This is a genomic window from Flavobacterium panacis (assembly GCF_024649945.1).
Lineage (GTDB): Bacteria > Bacteroidota > Bacteroidia > Flavobacteriales > Flavobacteriaceae > Flavobacterium > Flavobacterium panacis.
In genome coordinates this window covers 182,791-205,825 of the sequence record NZ_JANKMS010000002.1, presented here as the reverse complement: position 1 = coordinate 205,825, position 23,035 = coordinate 182,791, and the positions used below count along the sequence as shown (strand labels likewise).

The following is a 23,035-nucleotide window of genomic DNA, read 5'->3' as shown; positions in this document are numbered from 1 at the left end:
AAAGTTTTGATAATCAATATTCTGATCATCGGAAATAGTGAGATTTTTTATTTTTTAGAAATTGTCTACGGTAAATTAGTAAAATTTATTTCAGGTTTTTTGTTCGTAAATGCTCTTGTAAAATTAGTTTTTGGTGTGGTATAATTGTTAAAAAAGCCTCCGTTTTTTAGATAGAAAGAATCGTTTTCTGTTCCGCCCGAAAAATCCATTCTGTATTCTTTTGCACCTGTATTGTCATTGGTAAATCTTGCTGTGTTTATTTCTGTCCAATTTCCTTTTTCATCGCAAATCCATTGATTGTTGAAAAGAACTTTACGAGATAAATCGCCTTGTTCTGGAATAAAATTTTCTAAAAACGAATGAAATCTTTTTAGATAAGTATTCGTTTCTGGACGATTAAAACTCGCAATCAACAACCATTTATTTTGTTCTGGTGCATAAAAATAGGCTGTGTAGGTCGTGCTGTTATTTCCGTTTGGAAATCCTCTCAATAAGAATTTATACGTTGTACCCGCTTTCCAATTGTATTTTAAATAACTCTGTCCGCCAGATCCTTCATTTCCGAATTCTCCTGTATGAACATTTTCTCCTTTTTTGAGCATTTTAATTTTGTGCGATTCAGGAATACTATTCGGATCATCGGTTGTAAACGGACTCCAAACGGAGAATAAAACTCTTCGTTCTGTTGCCGAGTTTACTTGAATTCCGAAATAGCCTTCGCCAAAACCGTTTGCCATAAAATAAGAACCAATTTTGTCTTCGTTTTCAGAAACGGTAATTTCGTTATAAAACCATTCGGCATTGCTATTTTCAGGAACAGGATAATTTAAGTGAACAGATGGTCCGCGTCGTCCCCAATGATAAAAATTACCTTCGTTATTTGGAACAAAAGAAATTTTTCCGTCATAAGCAGCGCTGGAAATTTTTAATCTATTGATGGACGGAAAACGATCACCACTTTTACTTATTCCTTTAATTTTCAATGCCACATAACCTTCTTGATTGATTTTCCAATTTCCAATTAAAACAGCTTTTTTTGAAGAATTGAAAGTCACTTTTTTGGCTTCATTGTTAATTGAAAATTCGAGTTCTGATTTCCCATAAACTTCAACCGATTCCTCAACCGTAATTTGAAAAGTTCCAGGTTTAAAAATTCGGAAATAAATTGTAAAGGTTTCGTCGGCATTTTTCCAATTTTCAATTCCATTATCTGTGATGACGTCGCTTTCTAAATGTTTAGAACTGTATGCGTTTCCTGCTAATGGAAGTGAAATTTCTGTTTTCGGATTTTCTAATAGAAGATCCGTTTCTTCTGTTTCGTTGTGGCCTGCACAAGAAAAAGACAGAAGTGAAAAAGCTAAAATCAGGTTGAATAAATTTTTCATTAGTAAGTGTTGAATGATTAACTTTTTTTAACCTCTCTAATTTTGCAACTAGAGAGGCTGTTAAAAACAATAAACAAATCTAAAACGATTATGGGTTTTGGGTCAATGTTCCCGGATATGCATTAATTTCTGATTGTGGAATGTACTGAACTACACGCAGACTTGTTGCCGGAACATCATTCATTGGTAAATGTGGACCTGGGTAACGTCGTGTCATAGTTTGTCCGTTTCTGTAAACATCATAGCCACGATGTGCTTCAAAAGCAAGTTCCAATTGGCGCTCTTCATCAATTCTCTGTACCGCATTTGTGCTGTTTAAAGAAGTGTAGCTACCGCCAACAATTGCTCTTTCTCGAACCACATTCAAATTGGTCAATGCATTGGTATAATCTCCTTTTTTTGCATACGCTTCGGCCAGATTCAAATACATTTCAGCCAATCTTGAAATAATAGGAGAGTGCAAATGAGAATCGTTATCTTGAAGTGAGCATTTTGTGATGTAATACATTGGATACACACGATTTAAAAGCATCATATAATCTTTTTCGCCTGTATACGTTTTTCCTTCATAAACAATCGAATACTGATTTTCTGCTACGTTTACAGTTGTCAAATTGTAATTTGTAGTTCCAATTGTAATGTAAAATGAACCATCAGGATTACGTTTTAAAGGTTGCTGCATGTAATTATATCCAGTCTGAGTTCCTCCAGCATTAAATACATCGTAAATAAAACGGAAAGCCTCTGTTTTGTTTCCGGCAGCATCAGTAGCATATTGCGGATCAATAAAGGCCCAGCGTGCATCATTTTTTCCTCCCGCTTTTCTCAGCAAATCTAAATACTTTGCACTAGCATACATTTCTCCCCAGCCTTGACCTTGAATGTTGGCATACATACCGCCAATTCCATAATAATGATCGTATCCAGAAAATTCAGAGGCTACTTGTTTCACTGCAAAAATAGTTTCAGTTTGTTCTGGAGCATCTGGAGCATAAGTGTTATATTTCATAAAACTTGCACGGCTCAATAAACTGTATCGACGGCTCGTAATTACTTTGTTTGAATATTCAATTGACTGCGTTGCAAACTCTTGATTTGGTGTTTCATAAGTTCCACTCATGTACAAATAGATTCTAGAAAGCATCGCCTGAGCAGCTTCTTTTGTAGCATAAGCAGCCGTTTTATCTGCATTCATTAAAGATTCCGCTTTTTTCAAATCATTGATTGCTTGAGCGTAAGTATCTTTTACAGTCGAACGATCTGGTAAAGTCAAATTGTTTAAATCTGCTGGAAGTCCATTTACAATTGGAACTCCCAAATTGGTTTCAGGAGATTGTGCATAAGGTCTTCCGTAAGTTTTACATAAATAAAAGTAAATCATACCTCTTAAATAGTAAGCTTCTCCCAGTTGTTGATCAACAGCATCACTTTCTCCTTCTTTAATAATCTTAATTAAATCACTTGATTGAGAAATGATTTTATAACTGTTATTCCAAAAAACAGACAAACGATCGTTATTGGTAACATGCTGATAGGAAATAAAAGAATAAAAAGAATCAGTAGAAGTTCCTCTAATCATAATATTGTCACCAGGATATTCACCAACTCGGTGCATAACATCAGACCAGCCTTTAAGCTGTGCGTAACATCCGTTTAGTAAAACTTCAATTGAAGCTTCTTTATCTTCCTGAATTTTGTCTTGTGTGTAGGAATCAAATGGTTCTCTGTCTAACTCACATGAAGACAGGAAACTAATTGCTGTAAATAATATAAATAGCTTTTTCATGATTTTGTTTTTAAAGAGTTAAATTAAGTCCTAATACCACTTTTCTTGTTGAAGGATAAACCTGCGTTGCAACACCAGAAATAGCTCCATTGATTGGTGGAATTTCAGGATCAACACCAGAATAATGTGTAATTGTAAATAAATTTTCTCCAGCTATATACAATCTTAAATTCGAGATATAAAGACTTTCAATTGGCATGTTGTAGCCTAAAGTCACGCTTCTCATTTTAAGATAAGTTCCAGTTTCTAAGAAACGAGAAGAAGCTTTGTTGGAGTTACTCGGATTGTTGTAAATCGCCTGCGGATGTGTAGCAATATCTCCAGGTTTTTCCCAACGACTCCAGCCGCTATGCAAATTCATTTGATTACGATCTGTGTAAGCTCCATCTGAATCAAACTCGGCTCTCGCGTAGTTGTAGATTTCCCCACCAACAGAATAACTGAAAATGGCAGCAAAATCAAAGTTTTTATAATTTAAATTGGTAGAAAAACCTCCAAAGAAATCGGGAGTATAAGCTCCAATTACTTTTTGATTTTTAGAAGCATCTCCATAATTGTATGTTTTAACACGAGCTCCATTCGCATCGGTTGTCATCCATTGAGGTTTTCCGTTTTCAGGATCAACGCCAGCCCATTCCGTTAAGTACCAGCTGTCAACATCTTTTCCTGGAGATAGTAATTTATTGGCAGAACCTGCAATACCGCTTCCATCTCCAACGATAATTTGTGTTTTACCGCCATAAAGACTTGTCACTTTATTCTTGTTTGTACCAATATTAGCATCAACAGACCATTTAAAATTGTCATTTTTAATAATATCAACATTGATAGACGCTTCAAAGCCTCTGTTGTTTACTGCTCCAACGTTTCTCCAAATACTGGTTACACCAATTACCCCCGGAAGCGGCACTCTGTACAAAAGATCAGAAGTGTTTTTGTTGTAATAATCTAAAGTAATATTCACTCGGTTGAATAGTCCTATATCTAAACCAACATCACCTGTATATGTTTTTTCCCAGCTTAAATCTGGATTAGCCAATTGCGAAATTAAAGCACCTGGATTTTCATTATAACTCTGTGAAAAAGAATATAATGGAAGGTGAGGGTACAAGCTATTTGGTCTGTTTCCTACTGAACCATAACTCGCTTTCAATTTTAAGTTATGAATAAAATCAGCGTGGAAAAAGCTTTCTTTATGAATGTTCCATCCACCGCTTACAGAAAAGAAATTTCCGTATTGTGCATTTTTACCAAAGTTTGAAGCTCCATCGCGACGGAAAGAAACTTGTGCCAGATAACGGTCATCATAAGAATAATTTACATTGGATAACAAAGATTGTACAGCCCATTGCGATCTTCCTCCCGCTACTTTTTCTGGAACTGCTGCCGCATCTGCAACCACGATTCCCGGCGGAATTCCCGTTGCTATTCCGTTGCTGAATTTAGAATTGTATTCGTTCCATTCATAACCTGCAACGGCATTAAAGCTGTGCTTGTCAAAAGTTTTATTAAATCTTAAAAGCTGATTGGTGTATATTCTATCATAAGTACTGAAATAATCTTCAATTCTTCCTTTAACCGCTTCTCCAGATGAAGATCTTGGATCTGAATAGTACGTTGAATTATAGTTGCCAAAAATATAATTGTTTACAGAAGCAAAAGTCAGCCAGCTTGTAAGTTTGATGTCAAAATCTAAATTGGCACGAACCGTGTAATTTTCAGATTCTCCGTAATTCCATTGTAAATCATACAGATAATTTGATCCAGTGGTATTTACCCAAGTCGGATTTGGAGCATTTCCTACCAGAGTGCCATCTTCTAAATACGGACTATCCCAAGGCATATTTCCGTACAAAGCACCTACAGAATGCTGTTGGTCAAAAGTAGTTTGTTTTGTTAAGTTGATTTGAGGACGCAAGGTAAACCAAGTATTTGGTTTGTACTCAAATTTCATTAAACCGTTGTATCTCTTATAATCGTAACCTTTTACGGCGCCAGTTTCATCATAATATCCTAAAGAAACATAGCTTTTAAAATTGTCTCCGCCTCCGCTGATTGACAAATTGTAGTCGTTTGCTATTCCTGTTTTAGTACCATTATTCCACCAATCGTAGTTTTTGTTTCTTAATTCTGGATTCCACCACCAAACATTTTGAAAATCTTCTTTGTTAGCAAAAGAATCATATAAGTCATATAATTCTGAACCATTCATAATATCAAAATTTCCGTTATTGATTGTAGTCATCGCTGTTTTAGCAGAGAAACTGATAGAAGGTTTTCCTTTTTTACCGCTTTTTGTAGTCACTACGATAACCCCATTTGCACCCTGAGAACCGTAAACTGCTGTAGAAGCAGCATCTTTAAGAACAGTAAGCGTTTCAATATCGGCTGGATTCATGTTTCCAGAGCTGTTTCCAACAATTACACCATCAATAACCCATAGCGGATCTGTGCTTCCGTTTACAGTAGTTCTACCACGGATAATAATCTTTCCAACAGATCCCGGCTGGCCTCCGCCTGTGTTTACAAAAACTCCAGTCGCTTTTCCTGCAAGCATATTTTCTACTGATGGAGTTGTCACGTCAACGATTTTTTTGTTGTCTAATGTTTGAAGCGATCCAGTTAAGCTCTCTTTTTTTACTTTGCTGTATCCCACTACAACCACTTCATCCATTTGCTGGCCCAATTCTTTCATTGTGATTTTTAAAGAAGAATTTCCTGCAACAACTTCTTGTTCCTGCATTCCAAGAAATGAAAATACTAATATCGTTGAGGCGCTTGGTACTTCAATGGCAAAGCTACCATCCATATCGGTTTGAACGCCCGTTTTACTTCCTTTAATCACAACATTAACTCCGGGAATTGGAGTCCCTTTTTCATCTACTACTTTTCCTTTAACAATTTTTTGAAATGCTAATAAACTGGTTTTGTTTGAAACAATTTCACTAATCGGTGCCGCAGACGCTGCTTGAATACTTAAAGACAACAATGAAAACAAAGCAGTTTTTAAGCTTTTTTCAAGTACTGAATGCATTCTAAAAGTACTAGACTTTTTAGCGAATACTTTTTTCATACTCTGGTTAGGTTTTGGTTAATAATTGAGTTCTTGTTTAGTCGTTTTTTTTCTTTTTACAGATTAAAATTTTGGTTTTGTTGACATTTTTGAATTCTCTTTTTTTAGCTAAAAATGATCGAAAATGAATGCAAAAAGGATCGTCTAAATTCTAATTGTTCGACGAAACTATAGATTAAAAAATTATAAAACAAGAAAAAACACAAAAAATGTGCTCGAACACACAAAATTTATGTTCTCGAGCACATAAAATTGCATCAATCATTTTTTTTGGTTGAAAAAGTTGATGATTTTTTAAAATAAAATGTAAAATCAACAGTTGTCTGATTTGATCGGATTCTTAGTGGGGAGTTTTCTTTTTTACAGAATATAAAGTGCTTTGGTTTTTTACTGATAATTCCGCAATTTATGATTTTAAAATCTAATAATTAATCAAACATTTTTCAGTGTTTGAGATGTGAGTTTTTTCTTTCTCTTATTTTTTTGTTTGGAAAGTTTAAAAAAAGGAGATTGGTTTTTCTGAAAAAGTTTGCCTTATATTAGCATTTTTAAAAGAAAGTAAAAGAAGGTGTTTTTTGAAATCGAAAATGCAAGCTAAAAACACGATTTCATACTTTGAAAAACTAAATTAAAAAACAGAAAAATGAGTTCAGATTTAAAAGCCTACAAAGTCAGTTTCGTTAAACAAAATGAAAAAGTAAATATCGAAAATTTAGATGCTGCTTTTTGGCAGCAAGCAGATTGTCTGACCGATTTTTGTTCGCCTTGGAAAACGGAATTATTTTCTAAAATCGAATTCAGAGCAAGATGGGATTTTGATTATCTGTATTTTAATTTTCAAGTTTTCGATTCTGAAGTTTACATTGATAGAAAAGACGATTCTACAGACAGTATTTGCAATTCAGATAGAGTAGAGCTCTTTTTCAGAAAAGATGAAAAACTGAGTCCGTATTATTGTTTAGAAATGGATGTTGATACTCGAGTTTTAGATTTTGAAGCCTATCCTAATTGGAATTTTGATTACGATTGGAAATGGCCAAAAGGACAATTGGAAATCTACTCGTTTAAAAATCCAAATTCATTTACCGTTCAAGGAAGAATAAGCATGAATTCGCTGAAAGAATTAGATTTGATCCAAGATAATGTAATTGAAACAGGTGTTTATCGCGCAAAATTTTCACAAAACGAAAATATGGAATACGAACCAACATGGATTTCCTGGGTGAATCCTAACACGGAAACACCAAACTTTCATATTCCTTCTTCATTTGGAAAGTTTATTCTCGAAGAGTAATTTTTTTTAAAGAATTTAGTAAATATAGAAATCAGCATTTTCAACATTAATAATGTCAATTGGCAGTAAAATTGTTTCAGGAATTTCCTTGCTATACAAGAAATGTTCTGCTAATGTGCTCACGCCCAGATAAGCCTGTCTTTTTTGATTTTGATGAATTAAAAAATGAAGCAGTCCTTGATTCAAATAACTAACATTCTTTTCAATTAAATCATAACCAATCAGTGCTATCTTTTTGTCTTTTACTGTTGAAAGGGTATTAGCGATTTGGTATGCTTTAGAAGTGGTGATAAAAATACCAGTCAAATCAGGATTTTCTTCTAAGAAATTTAAAAACTTACTTTCAACATTCGGATGTTTCAGTTTTAGAGTTGTCAGCGTAAAAGAGTCTAGATTTTTTTCTTCAAAATAACTTCTAAAGCCTTTTTCTTTTTCTTGCATGTGCACAGCATTTTTTAGGCTTTCGTCAATATGAACAATAGCGATTTGTCCTTTAGATAAAACAAGATTCATTAAACTTGCTGCAACACGACCGCTTTTGTAAAGATCTTGACCCACAAAACATTTTACAGAATTCGATTCTACCTGATTGTTGAAAGTGTTGACAATAATATCCAATTCAGCATAAGTTTTAACGGCTTCAATAGTTTCTTTATGAAAAACAGGAGCTATTAAAACAGCATCAGGTTCAAGACCTAAAACCGCTTCATTCGTACTTATAAAAGACTTTTTACTTTCTGGGTTAAAATAATGAATACTAATATTGACACTGTAAGGTTTAAATTCCTTCACCGCATCCTGAATACCGTTGACACACGGAAGCCAGTAAGAGTCTATTTCTGGATCTGGAAGCAAAACACAGATTTTATAAATTTTAGTGTTTTTTAAATTTCTAGCAATTAGATTCGGCTCATAATCAATAACATTCAAGACCTCATTGATCTTTTCAAGTGCCGCAGGAGAAACTTTTCCTCTATTATGCAAAACTCTGTCGACAGTCCCTTTAGAAACGCCGGCCATTTGCGCAATGTCTTTAATAGTATATTTTTTATCCATATAAGCAAATATATAAATTACATTTAATTTTTCTGAATATAGTTTAGCGAATTTAAAAAATGTGCTCGAGAACATTTTCAAGTGTGTTCGAGCACATTTTTTCTGAATTTATTTGTTTTATCAAAATATAATCTATAGTTTCGTACAATCAAAACCCAAAATCAGAGTAAATTTACTAATCAAAATATACTTTAAAACACTGTTTTTTAGTATTTTAATATCTTGTTTTTAATGAGAAAAATTACAGCTTCAGCGCCAGGGAGAACCTGCCTTTTTGGAGATCATCAAGATTATTTAGGGCTGCCTGTTATAGCCTGCGCTATAGATCGAAATATTAAACTTATTGCAAAAGAAAATCAAACCGATACTTTCGTTCTCAATATGATTGATATTGATGAGATTAGAATTGTCGATATACATGCTTCATTTGAAAAATTAGAACCTCGAGATTACTTCGCTTCATCGTTGCGTGTATTACGCAGATACGGTTGTATACCAACAAAAGGCTACACGATTACCATTACAGGAGATATTCCGATAAATTCTGGAACATCAAGTTCTTCTGCTTTATTAATGGCATGGATTCGGTTTTTAATAGAAGCTTTCGGAATTGATCATGAAGTTACACCCGATTTTCTTTCCAAGTTAGGTTATGAATCAGAAGTTCTGGAGCACGGAGAGCCAGGCGGTATGATGGATCATTTTAGCATTGGCGTTGGAAATATTGTGTACATCAATACCAAAAAACCTTTTTCTTTTGATGTAATTGGAACAGAATTAAAAGGTTTGATTACAGGAGTTTCGGGAGTTCCAAAAGAAACAATTGGTTTATTGGGAGAATTAAAAGGAAATGCTTTAATGGCTATTGATATCGTAAAACAAAATTATCCGGATTTTGATTTGCATACTTCTCAGTTAGAAGATTTGGATCATTATAGAAATTGTCTTCCAGACCGTTTGATTCCGTTTTTTGAAGCGGCAATTACAAATTACCATTATACGAAAGAAGCTTTAAAAGAATTTGAGAAACCAGTTTTAGATCTAAAAAAGATTGGAGATTTAATGAATGGGCATCATGAAGTTTTACGAGATCTGCTCAAAATAACTGTTCCAAGAATTGATGCCATGATCAATGCAGCATTAAAAGCTGGTGCTTACGGAGCAAAAATTGTTGGTTCTGGTGGTGGCGGAAGTATTGTAGTTATAGCCGATCCTAAAAATGAAGATGCCGTAATTGAAGCAATTTTAAAAGCTGGAGCCGAAGAAGCGTATGCCGTAAAAGTAGATCCAGGAGTACGAATTATTGATACTATTTAAATTTAAAATACAATGCACGACAATTTAGTAATTCTAGCCGGTGGAGCTTCTTCTCGTATGAAAAAAGAAGCGGTTTTAGATAATTTATCTCCAGAAGAAATAGCACAGGCAAACGAAAGAAGTAAAGGTCTAATTGGTGTTGGCGCAAGCGGAAGACCTCTTTTAGATTATCTTTTGTGGAATGCCAAAAAAGCGGGGTATAAAAACGTCTACATTATAATAGGAGAACAAGGCGAGTTGTTTAAAGAATTTTACGGAAGGGAAATGAAAAATAATGATTTTCATGGATTGAATATTTCATTTGCTGTTCAATATATTCCAGAAGGAAGGGTAAAGCCATTTGGAACTGCTGATGCTTTGTTTCAGGCAGTAGAACAATATCCAGAATTGAATTCGCAATTTTATTCCGTTTGTAATAGCGATAATCTGTATTCGGCTGAAGCTTTGCGAGCGTTGCGAGAAACTGAAAGTCCCAACGCATTTATAAGTTATGATCGTGATGCGATGGATTTTCCTTTGGAACGTATTTCACGATTTGCAATTGCTAAATTGGATCAGAATAATCAGCTTTTGGATATTTTAGAAAAACCGTCAGAAGATGTTTTGGAACAGTATAAAGATGCAGAAGGTAAAATACGAGTAAGTATGAATGCTTTTAAGTTTAATGGAGAAACATTATATACTCATTTAAAGAATTGCCCTGTTCATTCAGAACGTGACGAAAAGGAACTGCCAACGGTACTTTTGAATTCCGTTAAGGAAAATCCGCAAACTACGCTTGGAATTCCATTTTCCGAACATGTTCCAGACTTAACTGCTAAAGAAGATATTGCCGATGTAAAAACATATTTGGCAAAATATTATCCTGATTTAAACTGGAATAGCAAAAATTAACAAAATTTTCATATCTAAATTAGAAATTAAAGAAATTTAATGTACTACTTTTGTTTTGCAAAAAAAATGCAGATATTTGCATAAATTACGCATTAGTAATTAAAGCGTTGGTTCTAATTTAGATTTTGATTGAAATAAATCTATAACTAATCAACCCAAAAATTATGGCAAACATTCAAAGTACATTACAGTTAGAAAAAAAGAACACCGTTGTTCCGATGGTGATTTTAACTTTATTGTTTTTTATTCTAGGATTTGTGACTTGGTTGAACGGACCGTTAATTCCGTTTTTTGAATTGGCTTGCGAGTTAACTTCTTCTCAAGCGTATTTTGTGACTTTTGCATTTTACATTGCCTATTTTGTAATGGCAGTTCCTTCTTCTTATATAATTGAAAAAGTGGGATATAAGAACGGGATTTCTTTAGGTTTGCTAATTATCGCCGCTGGAGCGTTTATGTTTTATCCTGCAGCTTCAAGCAGAACATTTCTTTTCTTTTTAGTGGCATTGTTTATAATGGGAACTGGTTTGGCGGTTTTGCAAACGGCTTCAAATCCGTATGTTGTAGTAATCGGGCCAAGGGAAAGTGCCGCAGCAAGAATTAGTGTTTTAGGAATTGCCAATAAACTGGCTGGATTCGTAGCTCCAATTGTATTGACGGTTTTGGTTTTGTCTAATATGCAAGACTTTACAGCAGATAAAATTGCTTTGATGGATGAAGCAGCTAAAACAAATGCGCTAAATTCTCTTGCATTGCAATTGCAAAGACCGTATCTTTATATGGGGTTGATAATTACAGTTTTAGCTTTGTTGGTTAAATTTTCTCCTTTGCCAGAAATTGATTTAGATGAAGAAGGAAATGTATCACATTTGAATATTTTCAAACAAATCAAAAATGCATTTAGACATCCGCAGTTGGTTTTGGGAGTGATTACTTTAATGTTGTATTTGTCTGCCGAAGTTTTGGCGGGAGATTCAATTGGAGGTTTTGGAAAGCAGCTGGGAGTTTATGGAGAAGAGGGAAATTTTTATTTAAAATTGACTTCGTTTACCATGTCTGCAATGGTTGTTGGGTATATCTTGGGAATCGTTTTAATTCCAAAATATGTTTCTCAGGTTACCGCTTTAAAAGTCTCAGGATTATTGGGTTTAATATTGGTTTTGGCTGTTGTTTTGATTTCGCCAAAAGTAACAATTGCATTCGCTGGAATTCAAAATATGCCCGTTGTAATTCTTTTAGTAGCGCTTTTAGGTTTGGCAAATGCACTATGCTGGCCGGCAATTTGGCCAATGGCTTTGCAGGATTTGGGCGGATATACGAAGATTGGAAGCGCGATTCTAATTATGGGAATTATTGGTGGGGCAGTTTTTCCACTTTTTTACGGAATGATTACAGAAAGTATCAATTCTGCAAATGTTGCAAAAAATCTGCAAGATGTTTCGAGAAGCGGTAATCAGTTGGCTTATTTAATACTAGTACCGTCTTATATAATGATTTTGTTTTATGCTGTAAAAGGGCATAAATATAGGAAATGGAAAAGTTGAACAAAAAATAAAAATAATATATCATGTTAAAAAGTAAAATCGACAAAGCAACAGGTTTCGAAAAACGATTCGAAAACATCAATACAGTTGTTTTTGAAAACTCAACAGAAGCTTCAAAAGAAGTAGCGCAAGAAATTGCAGCTTTAATCAAAGAAAAACAAAAAGAAGGTAAGCCTTGTATTTTAGGTTTGGCAACAGGTTCTTCTCCAAAAGGATTATATGCTGAATTAGTTCGCTTACACAAAGAAGAAGGTTTGAGTTTTAAAAACGTAATCAGTTTTAACTTGGATGAATACTATCCAATGGAACCGAATTCAATTAATAGTTATGTTCGTTTCATGAAAGAGCTTTTGTTTGATCATGTCGATATTTTACCTGAAAATGCTCACGTTCCAGACGGACTTTTGACAAAAGAGCAAATTGCAGATTATTGCCACGAATACGAAGCTAAAATCGAAGCTTTAGGTGGAATCGATTTGCAAATTCTTGGAATTGGAGGTAACGGACACATTGGATTTAACGAATCAGGTTCACTTCAAAACTCTAAAACCCGTTTAGTAGCTTTGGATCACATTACGAGAGTTGCTGCAAGCAAAGATTTTTATGGTTTGAACAATACGCCAAGAACGGCAATTACGCTTGGAGTTAAAAAAATCATGGAAGCAAAAAGAGTAATCTTATTGGCTTGGGGTGAAGGAAAAGCAAATATTGTAAAGAAATCTGTTGAAGATGAGGTTACAAATAGAGTTCCTGCTTCATTTTTGCAAGAGCACAACAATGCGGTTTTCATTTTAGATAAAGAAGCTTCTTCAAAACTTACTAGAGTTAATAAACCTTGGTTGGTTGAGAAAATTGTTTGGACAGATAAATTAACTCGTAAAGCGGTTTTAGGATTGGCATTAGATCTTAAAAAACCAATTTTGATGCTTACAGATGCTGATTATATTGAAAACGGTATGAGTGATTTGTTAGCAGATTCAGGTCCAGCTTACGATATCAATATTAAGATTTTCAATAAATTACAAAATACAATTACAGGTTGGCCAGGTGGAAAACCAAATTCAGACGATTCAAACCGTCCAGAAAGAGCAGAGCCAGCTAAAAAACGTGTATTGATTTTTTCTCCACACCCTGATGACGATATTATCAGTATGGGAGGGACTTTCATGCGTTTGCAAGAGCAAGGACATGAAGTGCACGTTGCTTACCAGACTTCTGGAAACATTGCGGTTGCAGATGATGAAGCATTGCGTTTTGCAAGATTCGTAATAGATTACAACGAGAAATTCGGAATCAAAAGCGAAGAAGCGGATAATATTTACAGGAAAGCTGAGGCATTCTTGCAGAATAAAAAGAACAGTGAAATTGATATTCCAGAAGTTCGTTACATTAAAGGTTTAATTAGAAAAGGAGAGGCGAGAGCGACGAGTTATTTTGTTGGTCTTCCAGATTCTCAAATTCACTTTATGGAATTGCCTTTCTATGAAACAGGAACAATCGAGAAAAAACCAATTGGACCCGAAGATATTCAGTTGACAGTTGATTTAATTGAGAAAATTAAACCACACCAAATTTACGCAGCAGGAGATTTAGCAGATCCACACGGAACACATAAAGTTTGTTTGGATGCTATTTTTGAAGCTGTAAAAGTTTTAAAACCAAAAGAATTCATGAACGATTGCTGGTTATGGTTGTACCGCGGCGCTTGGCAAGAATGGGGAATTGATGAAGTTGAAATGGCGGTTCCTATGAGCCCAGATCAGGTTTTGGCAAAACGTCACGGAATCTTTAAACACCAATCTCAAAAAGATGGAGTTGTTTTTCAAGGAACAGATGCAAGGGAGTTCTGGCAGAGAGCAGAAGACAGAAACCGTGAAACAGCTGAGTTGTACCACCAATTAGGTTTGGCAACTTATGCAGCAATGGAGGCTTTCGTGAGATGGCATTACTAAGAAGGTTCTAAGCTGCTGAGATTCTAAGGTTCTGAGTTTTTTTAATCTTTGGTTAATAATCTGTGTGAATCATTTTAATCTGTGGCAAAATAGTAATAGCTTTGCATATAATAGAAGCAAGAAGAGAGCTTAGTCTTTCTTCTTGCTTCTTTTTTATTCTAAAAAAAATGGACCAAGAAAAAAAACAACTCATAAAATTAGCGCATACCAAAATGCCTTTCGGAAAATATGAAGGAAAATATTTAATTGACCTTCCGGAGTACTATGTCGTTTGGTATCATAATAAAGGATTCCCTAAAGGAGAATTGGGACAGCAGTTACAGCTTATTTATGAATTGAAACTTAATGGCTTGGAAGAACTGATTCGAAATATTAAGAAGCAATATCCAAAACCTTAAAATAATTAGATAATTAGAAAATTAGAAAATGTTTAGAGGGATAGTATTAAAATGTTGTTTTAAAGTGAATTTAATTCATAGTTTTTTAATTATCACTTATCTATTTCTTAAATTTTCTAATTGATACATTTTCTAATTTTCTAATTAGCAAATTGTCTAATTAAATTTGTACTTTTGCCAAGTTTTTTACACAACTACTTACAAACAAACAACAGAATGAATCAAACAAAATATATTTTTGTTACAGGAGGTGTGACCTCTTCATTAGGAAAAGGGATTATCGCGGCATCTTTGGCAAAATTGTTACAAGGAAGAGGGTACCGTACGACTATTCAGAAATTTGATCCGTATATTAACGTTGATCCGGGGACACTAAACCCGTATGAGCACGGAGAATGTTACGTAACAGATGATGGAGCTGAAACTGACTTAGACTTAGGACACTACGAGCGTTTCTTGAACGTTCCAACTTCTCAGGCTAATAACGTTACTACAGGAAGAGTTTATCTTTCGGTTATTGAAAAAGAAAGAAGAGGAGAATTTTTAGGAAAAACAGTTCAAGTTGTTCCTCATATCACAAACGAAATCAAAGACAGAATGCAATTGCTAGGAAAATCTGGCGATTATGATATTGTAATTACTGAAATTGGTGGAACTGTTGGTGATATCGAATCTTTACCTTATATCGAATCTGTTCGTCAATTGGTTTGGGAGTTAGGCGAAAACAACGGAATCGTAATTCATTTGACATTAGTTCCATTTTTGGCTGCTGCAGGTGAATTAAAAACAAAACCAACACAGCACTCTGTTAAAACTTTAATGGAGAGTGGTATTAAAGCAGATATTTTGGTTTGTAGAACCGAGCACGAATTGTCTCAGGAATTACGTCAAAAGTTAGCTTTGTTCTGTAATGTGAAAAAAGAAGCAGTTATTCAATCTATTGATGCTTCTACTATATATGAAGTTCCAAATTTAATGCTTGAAGAAGGATTAGATGTTGTGGCTTTAAAGAAATTGGATTTGCCTAAAAAAGCATCTCCAGATCTTAAAACTTGGAATACTTTCTTAAAAAGATTAAAAAGTCCAAAACAAACGGTAAACATTGGTTTGGTTGGAAAATATGTAGAAATGCAGGATTGTTACAAATCTATTTTAGAGGCGTTCATTCATGCAGGTGCTGCAAACGAAACGAAAGTAAATGTAATTTCTATTCACTCAGAGCATATCAATGCTGAAAATGTAGAAGAGAAATTAGGTTCTTTAGACGGAGTTTTAGTTGCACCAGGTTTTGGTGAAAGAGGTATTGAAGGAAAAATCGAAGCAGTTCGTTTTGTTCGTGAAAACAATATTCCTTTCTTCGGAATTTGTTTAGGAATGCAAATGTCTGTTATCGAATATTCTAGAAATATTTTAGGTTACGCTGAAGCGAATTCTACTGAGATGAATGAGAAAACGCCTCATCCGGTTGTGAATTTAATGGAAGAGCAGAAAAATGTAACCGATAAAGGAGGAACAATGCGTTTAGGTGCTTGGAAATGTGATATTAAACCAAACACTTTAGCGTATAGAATTTACGGAGAAAAAACTATTTCGGAGCGTCACCGCCACCGTTATGAGTACAACAATAAATATGCTGATGAATTGCAAAAAGCTGGTTTAAAAGCTTCTGGAGTTAACCCTGATACAGGTTTAGTGGAGATTGTAGAGCTTGAAAATCACCCATTCTTCATTGGTGTACAATACCACCCAGAATACAAAAGTACAGTTGCAAATCCGCACCCGATTTTTGTAAACTTTGTGGCTGCTGCAGTAAATGCACATAAAAAATAATAATTCATTCTAAGAGGTGTAACATTTAAATTAAACGAATAACTAATATCCTCAAACGAATAACTTTTTTAAAATAATGGAAGAAAAAAAATTAGACCTCAATTCGATCATTGGTTTTGTATTGATATTCGGAATCTTGATTTGGATTTTTTATCAAAATCAACCTTCTGAGAAAGAAATTGCAGCTCAAAAAGCCAAGAAAGAATTAGTTGCTAAACAAGAAGCACAAGCAAAAGCCGATAAAGCTAAAACTGCATCATTACCAGCTGTTACTGCAACTCCTGGAGATACATTACAATTGGCTCAATTGCAAAAAACTTTAGGAGGATTTGCATATTCTGCAACGCTTCCTTCTGCAAAAGAAACTTTTACTACAATTGAAAACGAAAAGCTTAAGCTTAAAATCGCGAACAAAGGTGGTTACATTGTTGAAGCTACTTTAAAAGAATTCGAAAAATTTAAAAAAGGTTCTGGGCAATTAGTTGAGTTAATCAAAAACAACAACTCAAATTTAAATTTACAGCTTCTTACTACAGACAATAGAACGTTAAATTCTAAAGATTTGTATTTCGAACCAACATTAGAAAAAATTGGTGCAGACCAAGTTTTATCTATGCGTTTAAAAGCAGGTGCAAATGAATTTTTAGAGTATAAATACATCCTTAAACCAAATGATTATTTAGTTGGTTTTGATATTCGTTCTCAAGGGTTAAACAAAGTTTTAAATTCTGCTAAACCATTAAATTTAGAATGGGATTTAAAAACATACAGAAACGAGAAAAGTGTTTCTTATGAAAATCGTTTTGCTCAAGTTGATTTTAAATACGAAGAGTCAAAATATAATAATGTAAGTTCTCACGGACAAGGAAAAGAAGAAACACCTAAGAAAGTGAGCTATGTGGCTTTCAAACAACACTTCTTTGCTACAATTTTATCTACAGAAAAGCCTTTTGAAACTTCAAAACTACAGTCTGATGATTTAGTTAAAGATGAAAAAATTGATACTGTTTTTACAAAACAATTTAGAGCTAATTTGCCTTTAGCGTTTTCAAACGGAGAGATCGATTACAAAATGAGTTTGTATATGGGTCCTGTTGATTACAAAACATTAAAAGCTTACGATAAAAATTTCGATAAAATCATTCCTTTAGGATGGGGAATTTTCGGGTGGATTAACAAATTAATCTTCATTCCATTATTCGGATTCTTAAGTTCAACAATTGGATTGTCATTGGGAATTGCGATTATCATTTTTACGATTATCATCAAATTGGCTATGTCGCCAATTACGTATAAGTCATTCTTGTCTCAGGCTAAAATGAAAGTTTTAAGACCTGATATTGCAGAGTTGGGAGAGAAATTCAAAAAAGACCCAATGAAGAAACAGCAGGAAACAATGAAGTTGTACAACAAAGCAGGTGTAAACCCAATGGCGGGATGTATTCCAGCATTGATTCAGTTGCCTTTCATGTACGCATCGTTCCAGTTTTTCCCTGCAGCGTTTGAATTAAGACAAAAAAGTTTCCTTTGGGCAGACGATTTGTCATCTTTTGACTCGGTTGTAAAATTACCATTCAATATTCCGATGTATGGAGATCATATCAGTTTGTTCCCAATTTTGGCAGCAATCGCGATTTTCTTCTACATGAAAATGACTTCAGGAGATCAGCAAATGGCAGCGCCTCAACAAGAAGGTATGCCAGATATGGCAAAAATGATGAAAATCATGATTTATGTTTCGCCATTAATGATGTTGATTTTCTTCAATAGTTATGGTGCAGGATTGAGTTTGTATAACTTTATTTCAAACTTAATTACAATTGGAATTATGTTTGTAATTAAGAATTATATTGTAGATAGTGATAAAATTCACGCTCAGATTCAGGAAAACAAACAAAGAGAACCTAAAAAGCCAAGCAAATTCCAGCAACGTCTTCAGGAAGTTATGGAACAACAAGAAGCTGCAAAAGCTCAAAATAAAAAGAAATAATTCTCAATAAAGAATCCCGATTAAATCGGGATTTTTTTATACCAATATAATTTATAATTTAGATTTTCGTTAAGCTTAAAAACAAAACCATTTCTATGATCTCTAAAAAAATCATATTTGCAATATTGTTCTTGTCGTCATTAATTTCTAACGCGCAAACCGATAGTAATAAAGTCGATGCATCGGGAAAAAAAGACGGACTTTGGAAAGGTGTTTACACCGAATCTAAAAGACCTCGTTATGAAGGAACTTTTAATCATGGAAAAGAAACGGGTTTATTTAAGTTTTTTGATGATACTAAAAAAGGAGATATAATCGCAACTAGAGATTTTAGTGCGAATGATGGCAGTTCGTACACTATTTTTTATGATCAGAATAAAAACATTGTGAGCGAAGGAAAAGAAATTGGGAAATCTCGTGAAGGAGAATGGAAATATTACCATAAAGCTTCTAAGGTTTTAATGACGGTTGAAAATTACAAAGCAGGAAAATTAGAAGGATTGCGAACTATTTATTATCCAAATGCAAAAGTTGCAGAAGAGATGATGTATAAAAATGGTTTGAAAGAAGGAGCTTATAAAAAGATAGGACAAGACGGAACGCTTTTGGAAGAATCTACTTTTAAAAATAACGAATACAACGGAGATGCTGTTTTTTATGAGTCAGATAAATCTATTGCATCTAAAGGCAAATTTGTAAATGGTAAAAAAGCAGGAATCTGGCAGTTTTATCAAAAAGGAAAATTGGTAAAAGAAGTCAATATGAGTGATCCTAAAAACACGAATAAAGCTTCTGAAAAAGGAGGGACACAAAAGAAATAATGTTAGAAAGCAAAAGGAATAAATTGATAAATGGATTTAAATGAATTTTTAAATCCATTTTTTTTGCAATTGTTTTCTTGTAAAATTTATTTTTTTCTAAGTAAAATATAGTAAGTTTATAACTTAAATTTTAATGTTTATGAAATTGAAAACTTTACTATTCCTATTGTTGTTTACAGGTGTTTATGCACAAAATCAAGCCGATGCAGATAAGATGGTTGAAGCTGGTATTGTTCTTCATGATAAAGGAGATTTTGAAGGTGCAATCAAGAATTATGATAACGCATTAAGTCTGGATAAAGATAATTTGTTTGCATTAATTGAGAAATCGTTAACATTAAGTTCTTTAAATAAATTTGAAGAAGTTGTAGCTATCTCAAAACATGCCATTGCAACTCACCCAAATAAAGGACTTGAAAATATTTATGTTACTTATGGTAATGCATTGGATCATTTAAAGAAAACTGAAGAAGCATTAAAAATTTATGAACAAGGTATTCAGAGATTTCCAGATTATTATCAGTTATATTTTAATAAAGGGATTTGTTATGCTAATTTCAATAATAGCGCTGAAGCTGTTTTGTGTTTTCAAAGATCTTTAGCTATAAATCCAAAACATCCAGGTTCATTAAATGCTATAGGAATATTAGAATCAAATTCTAATAGAATTCCTGCTATTTTGGCTTTCTCAAGATTTTTAATTGTAGAGCCGCAAACAAGTAGATCGAAGAAAAACTTTGAGAATTTGCAAAATTTATTGATGAAAGGAGTTACACAAAAAGATGATAAAAACGTAACGATTAATATTGATGCAGGAATGCTTCCAGATTCGACGGGAGTAAAAAAAGAAAATGATTTTTCTGTGACCGATTTGATACTTTCTATGAGTTCAGGTTTGGATTACGATAAGAAGAATGTCAAAAAAACAGAGGCAGAGAATTTTATTAGAAAATTTGAGGTTATTTGTTCTTCATTAGAAGAAGTAAAATCAGATAATAGTGGTTTTTATTGGAGTTATTTAGCACCTTATTTCATTGAAATGAAGAATAAGAAATTAATAGAACCATTTGCCTATATCGCGTATGTTGATGCAGGTACAGATGATGTTGTGAAATGGCATAAAAAGAATCAAAATAAGCTAGATGATTTTTATGAATGGTCTAAAAATTATAAATGGAATTTTAAATAGTTAAATCAAGAACTATTTGCTAATATTTTTCATGAAATGGATTTAAACGAGCTTTTTGGAAGATTTCTACTTTTGTTTTTCTCGATTTTGGTGCTGTATTTTTTCTCTAATAGAAAAGATAACGCTACTATAAATCCATTAATGGTTATTGTTGGGCTTTGTACTTTTTCGCTCTGTTATCTTTTTACCAAAATAGAAATAGGAGTTGGAATTGGTTTTGGATTATTTGCTATTTTTTCCATACTTCGATTTAGAACACAATCTTTTACGGTAAATGCTATCATCTTTCTTTTTGCGACCATTACATTGTCTATTTTAGATATTATGTATCCGTTTGAAAAGATTGAATTATTACTATTTTTTCAAATCATTATTATCGGATTTTACATTGCAGCTTCAATCATCGTCAACAAAAAAGCTTCGAAATATCTGAATTCTGTAGAGGTTAAAATTCCGCTTGACGATAATTTTTCTTTGAATCAAGAAGTGATTAGAAGCTCAATTAAAGAGAAAATTAAAATTGAAGAATTTGATTTCAGGATTGTTTTAATCAATACTGCTGCAAACGAAATCGATTTGTTGGTTTTTTATTAATCGTTAAACGGTCGAACTTGTTTGATGTATAAATCTCTTTTTTTGCCAACGATTTTAAACTCAATATCAACAGGATGAAATTGGTTTTTACGCCAATAACGATACATTTTTTCTTCAATTTTTCTGCTGACATTAAATATGTTACTCATTTCTTTTCTGCTCAATAAAGGTTCGTTATTATTCAGATTAGAATTGGAAGTATAATCAATGTCAAAATCGGTTTCGTCTTTTCTGTCGTTAAAATGATAGGCGACAAATTGCTCGCAGATTTCTCCTTTTTCTGGTTTTACAACTGAGTTTTCTCCTTTTTGAACATTCACTGTTATACCAGGAAAATTAAATCTAAAAAGATTTTTGGTAATAATGACCCCATTTGCTAATTCATCAGGAAAAGAACGATGCACTAAAACGCCCATTGCAATATTTTGCTGATCGATTCCGAAGAGTTCTCTTTCGTTATACGAAGCTTCGTTCCAAACGCTTGCCCAAACTTGTTTGATCGCTTTTTCAAAAGTTTTGATAGAATCTCCTAAAATTCCTGTTTTGGAATCGTACAATCCAGCGCCGTTAAAATCATCTAAATCTTCAGCATTGGTAGAAGATCTAAATCTGAAATTCTTGAATTTAGTATCTTTAAAAGCCAGATTTAATTTTGAAATTAATTCCGGATCAATTGGTTCTTTTTTAATAGCGTCTCTGATTTTTTTCAACTGCTTATTAATCCAAACTGTTGAATCTTTCTTTGGAAAAGCTAAAAGTTCTGTAATTAACGGAGAAATAGATTCCTTTTGAATGTGAATGGTGTAAAAATAAAACGGAATCGCATGCGCATTTTCTGGGGTTTTAAAAGGGATTTCTTTTGAAATTGCAATTAAATACGCCATGTTTTGTGCTTTTGAACCAATATAGTTAACTCCTTTTTTAGGAATTTGAGATAGGTTGACTAATTCGGTTACACTGTTGTCGATCGTTAGTTTTTTCTTTTTGCCAATTGTTTTTGGTGGGATTTTTTTAGTGGTTTCTTTGATGAAAAAAGTATCAACTTGTATTTTAAGTTCCACTTTTTTAGAAAGGAGCTTTTTGACATTGTTATCTTTTTCGATTTCTGTGTAAGCCATAATCGGAATCTTTCTGTTTTTTCCTAAAAGAACCAAATGACTTAAAGGTGTTTGGAGTTCATTCACGATAATTCCTCTCACATTGGGCAGAATATCAGGCGTTCCGTCTAAAATAATAATTTCATCAGAACCAGGTTTTATTGTTTCTAAATCCTTGATTTTGTATTTTTTTAAAATTCCAATGTTGCTGCCACGAACGACTTCCTGATATTTAATTTCACCAAAAATATAATCTGATTTCACACAAGGAATTTTGAATTTCTGTTGTTGATACCAGTCCATCATTTCTGGATTGTTCAAATAAAATTTTAGTTTTTGTCCAATAAATGTTGAATTTCTGACTAGATTGAAAAAACGTTCAATTAATACAATCGGCATATGGTCTGACGCAGCAAGTTCAAAAATCCATTTGTCTGTTCCTTTAATGTGATTTAAATTTCCAAGTAGAAAATCTCTGTCTTTTTCGGTGTTGCTGTAGTTTCTTAGATTGAAAAATTCTAAATCGGGAGTATATCCTAAATAATTTGTAGCAAAATCATAATGTAATAAAATGAGACTGCTGTTGAAGTAATACATTTTTTGTTTTCGCAAATCGTAAATCACTTTAACCGATTCGATATTCGAAAATTTATCAGACAAAGGTTTTCCTTTAAAAGCTTTGTAAGCTTCATAATTTGCAAGTGAAGCCGAAAAACGCTGCGCGCTTAAACTCGTTAAGACGAAAAGGAAAAGTAAACTGTAAATGTATTTTTTCATATTTAAAAAATAGAGGATTAAATGTACTTAAAAAAGCA

The 23,035-nt window shown here is 33.4% G+C and carries 16 protein-coding genes; 11 read left to right on the top strand and 5 right to left on the bottom strand.

Features of this window, described 5'->3' with window-relative positions:
• Positions 1-65: 65 nt before the first annotated feature.
• From NQQ59_RS05820 to NQQ59_RS05810, 3 genes are all read right to left on the bottom strand, one after another.
• A complete protein-coding gene (locus tag NQQ59_RS05820; protein WP_144214712.1) occupies positions 66-1,385 on the bottom strand; it encodes a DUF3472 domain-containing protein in 1,320 nt (439 codons plus the stop codon).
• Positions 1,386-1,473: 88 nt separating this feature from the next.
• A complete protein-coding gene (locus NQQ59_RS05815; protein ID WP_144214711.1) occupies positions 1,474-3,171 on the bottom strand; it encodes a RagB/SusD family nutrient uptake outer membrane protein in 1,698 nt (565 codons plus the stop codon).
• 10 nt (positions 3,172-3,181) lie between these two features.
• On the bottom strand, positions 3,182-6,244 hold the full coding sequence (locus tag NQQ59_RS05810; protein WP_144214710.1) for a SusC/RagA family TonB-linked outer membrane protein: 3,063 nt from the start codon (positions 6,242-6,244) through the stop codon (positions 3,182-3,184).
• A gap of 643 nt (positions 6,245-6,887) precedes the next feature.
• Here NQQ59_RS05810 and NQQ59_RS05805 point away from each other — a divergent pair.
• On the top strand, positions 6,888-7,538 hold the full coding sequence (locus tag NQQ59_RS05805) for a sugar-binding protein (protein ID WP_144214709.1): 651 nt from the start codon (positions 6,888-6,890) through the stop codon (positions 7,536-7,538).
• Positions 7,539-7,553: 15 nt separating this feature from the next.
• Here the strand turns inward: NQQ59_RS05805 and NQQ59_RS05800 are convergent, their stop codons facing one another.
• The gene (locus NQQ59_RS05800) at positions 7,554-8,594 is read right to left on the bottom strand and encodes a LacI family DNA-binding transcriptional regulator (RefSeq protein WP_144214708.1); all 1,041 of its coding nucleotides are present in this window, start codon (positions 8,592-8,594) and stop codon (positions 7,554-7,556) included.
• 231 nt (positions 8,595-8,825) lie between these two features.
• Here NQQ59_RS05800 and NQQ59_RS05795 point away from each other — a divergent pair, with 231 nt between their 5' ends.
• From NQQ59_RS05795 to NQQ59_RS05750, 10 genes are all read left to right on the top strand, one after another.
• Positions 8,826-9,911: a mevalonate kinase family protein gene (locus NQQ59_RS05795; protein ID WP_144214707.1), complete on the top strand. Its 1,086-nt coding sequence runs from the start codon at positions 8,826-8,828 to the stop codon at positions 9,909-9,911.
• 12 nt (positions 9,912-9,923) lie between these two features.
• The gene (locus tag NQQ59_RS05790) at positions 9,924-10,805 is read left to right on the top strand and encodes a sugar phosphate nucleotidyltransferase (RefSeq protein WP_144214706.1); all 882 of its coding nucleotides are present in this window, start codon (positions 9,924-9,926) and stop codon (positions 10,803-10,805) included.
• Between the two features lie 164 nt (positions 10,806-10,969).
• Entirely contained in the window at positions 10,970-12,349 is a 1,380-nt protein-coding gene (locus NQQ59_RS05785; protein ID WP_144214705.1) for a sugar MFS transporter, read from the top strand.
• 23 nt (positions 12,350-12,372) lie between these two features.
• Positions 12,373-14,301, top strand: a complete 1,929-nt coding sequence (gene nagB, locus NQQ59_RS05780) for a glucosamine-6-phosphate deaminase (RefSeq protein ID WP_144214704.1) — start codon at positions 12,373-12,375, stop codon at positions 14,299-14,301.
• 167 nt (positions 14,302-14,468) lie between these two features.
• Entirely contained in the window at positions 14,469-14,699 is a 231-nt protein-coding gene (locus NQQ59_RS05775; protein WP_144214703.1) for a DUF3820 family protein, read from the top strand.
• 216 nt (positions 14,700-14,915) lie between these two features.
• The gene (locus NQQ59_RS05770; RefSeq protein WP_144214702.1) at positions 14,916-16,529 is read left to right on the top strand and encodes a CTP synthase; all 1,614 of its coding nucleotides are present in this window, start codon (positions 14,916-14,918) and stop codon (positions 16,527-16,529) included.
• Between the two features lie 76 nt (positions 16,530-16,605).
• The gene (gene yidC / locus NQQ59_RS05765) at positions 16,606-18,519 is read left to right on the top strand and encodes a membrane protein insertase YidC (RefSeq protein WP_144214701.1); all 1,914 of its coding nucleotides are present in this window, start codon (positions 16,606-16,608) and stop codon (positions 18,517-18,519) included.
• 95 nt (positions 18,520-18,614) lie between these two features.
• Positions 18,615-19,340 carry a toxin-antitoxin system YwqK family antitoxin gene (locus NQQ59_RS05760; RefSeq protein ID WP_144214700.1) on the top strand — a complete coding sequence of 242 codons (726 nt, stop codon included), beginning with the start codon at positions 18,615-18,617 and terminating at the stop codon, positions 19,338-19,340.
• A 139-nt stretch (positions 19,341-19,479) separates the two neighbouring features.
• Positions 19,480-20,529: a tetratricopeptide repeat protein gene (locus tag NQQ59_RS05755; RefSeq protein ID WP_186296574.1), complete on the top strand. Its 1,050-nt coding sequence runs from the start codon at positions 19,480-19,482 to the stop codon at positions 20,527-20,529.
• Between the two features lie 36 nt (positions 20,530-20,565).
• Complete coding sequence (locus NQQ59_RS05750; protein WP_144214698.1) at positions 20,566-21,123, top strand: DUF4956 domain-containing protein; 558 nt, start codon at positions 20,566-20,568, stop codon at positions 21,121-21,123.
• Here NQQ59_RS05750 and NQQ59_RS05745 read toward each other — a convergent pair.
• Complete coding sequence (locus tag NQQ59_RS05745; protein ID WP_144214697.1) at positions 21,120-22,997, bottom strand: PEP/pyruvate-binding domain-containing protein; 1,878 nt, start codon at positions 22,995-22,997, stop codon at positions 21,120-21,122. The genes NQQ59_RS05750 and NQQ59_RS05745 overlap by 4 nt on opposite strands.
• Positions 22,998-23,035 lie beyond the last annotated feature (38 nt).

Coding starts and splice junctions, on each gene's coding strand:
- NQQ59_RS05820 (WP_144214712.1), bottom strand. CDS start 1,385: ATGAAAAATTTATTCAACCTGATTTTAGCTTTTTCACTTCTGTCTTTT.
- NQQ59_RS05815 (WP_144214711.1), bottom strand. CDS start 3,171: ATGAAAAAGCTATTTATATTATTTACAGCAATTAGTTTCCTGTCTTCA.
- NQQ59_RS05810 (WP_144214710.1), bottom strand. CDS start 6,244: ATGAAAAAAGTATTCGCTAAAAAGTCTAGTACTTTTAGAATGCATTCA.
- NQQ59_RS05805 (WP_144214709.1), top strand. CDS start 6,888: ATGAGTTCAGATTTAAAAGCCTACAAAGTCAGTTTCGTTAAACAAAAT.
- NQQ59_RS05800 (WP_144214708.1), bottom strand. CDS start 8,594: ATGGATAAAAAATATACTATTAAAGACATTGCGCAAATGGCCGGCGTT.
- NQQ59_RS05795 (WP_144214707.1), top strand. CDS start 8,826: ATGAGAAAAATTACAGCTTCAGCGCCAGGGAGAACCTGCCTTTTTGGA.
- NQQ59_RS05790 (WP_144214706.1), top strand. CDS start 9,924: ATGCACGACAATTTAGTAATTCTAGCCGGTGGAGCTTCTTCTCGTATG.
- NQQ59_RS05785 (WP_144214705.1), top strand. CDS start 10,970: ATGGCAAACATTCAAAGTACATTACAGTTAGAAAAAAAGAACACCGTT.
- nagB (WP_144214704.1), top strand. CDS start 12,373: ATGTTAAAAAGTAAAATCGACAAAGCAACAGGTTTCGAAAAACGATTC.
- NQQ59_RS05775 (WP_144214703.1), top strand. CDS start 14,469: ATGGACCAAGAAAAAAAACAACTCATAAAATTAGCGCATACCAAAATG.
- NQQ59_RS05770 (WP_144214702.1), top strand. CDS start 14,916: ATGAATCAAACAAAATATATTTTTGTTACAGGAGGTGTGACCTCTTCA.
- yidC (WP_144214701.1), top strand. CDS start 16,606: ATGGAAGAAAAAAAATTAGACCTCAATTCGATCATTGGTTTTGTATTG.
- NQQ59_RS05760 (WP_144214700.1), top strand. CDS start 18,615: ATGATCTCTAAAAAAATCATATTTGCAATATTGTTCTTGTCGTCATTA.
- NQQ59_RS05755 (WP_186296574.1), top strand. CDS start 19,480: ATGAAATTGAAAACTTTACTATTCCTATTGTTGTTTACAGGTGTTTAT.
- NQQ59_RS05750 (WP_144214698.1), top strand. CDS start 20,566: ATGGATTTAAACGAGCTTTTTGGAAGATTTCTACTTTTGTTTTTCTCG.
- NQQ59_RS05745 (WP_144214697.1), bottom strand. CDS start 22,997: ATGAAAAAATACATTTACAGTTTACTTTTCCTTTTCGTCTTAACGAGT.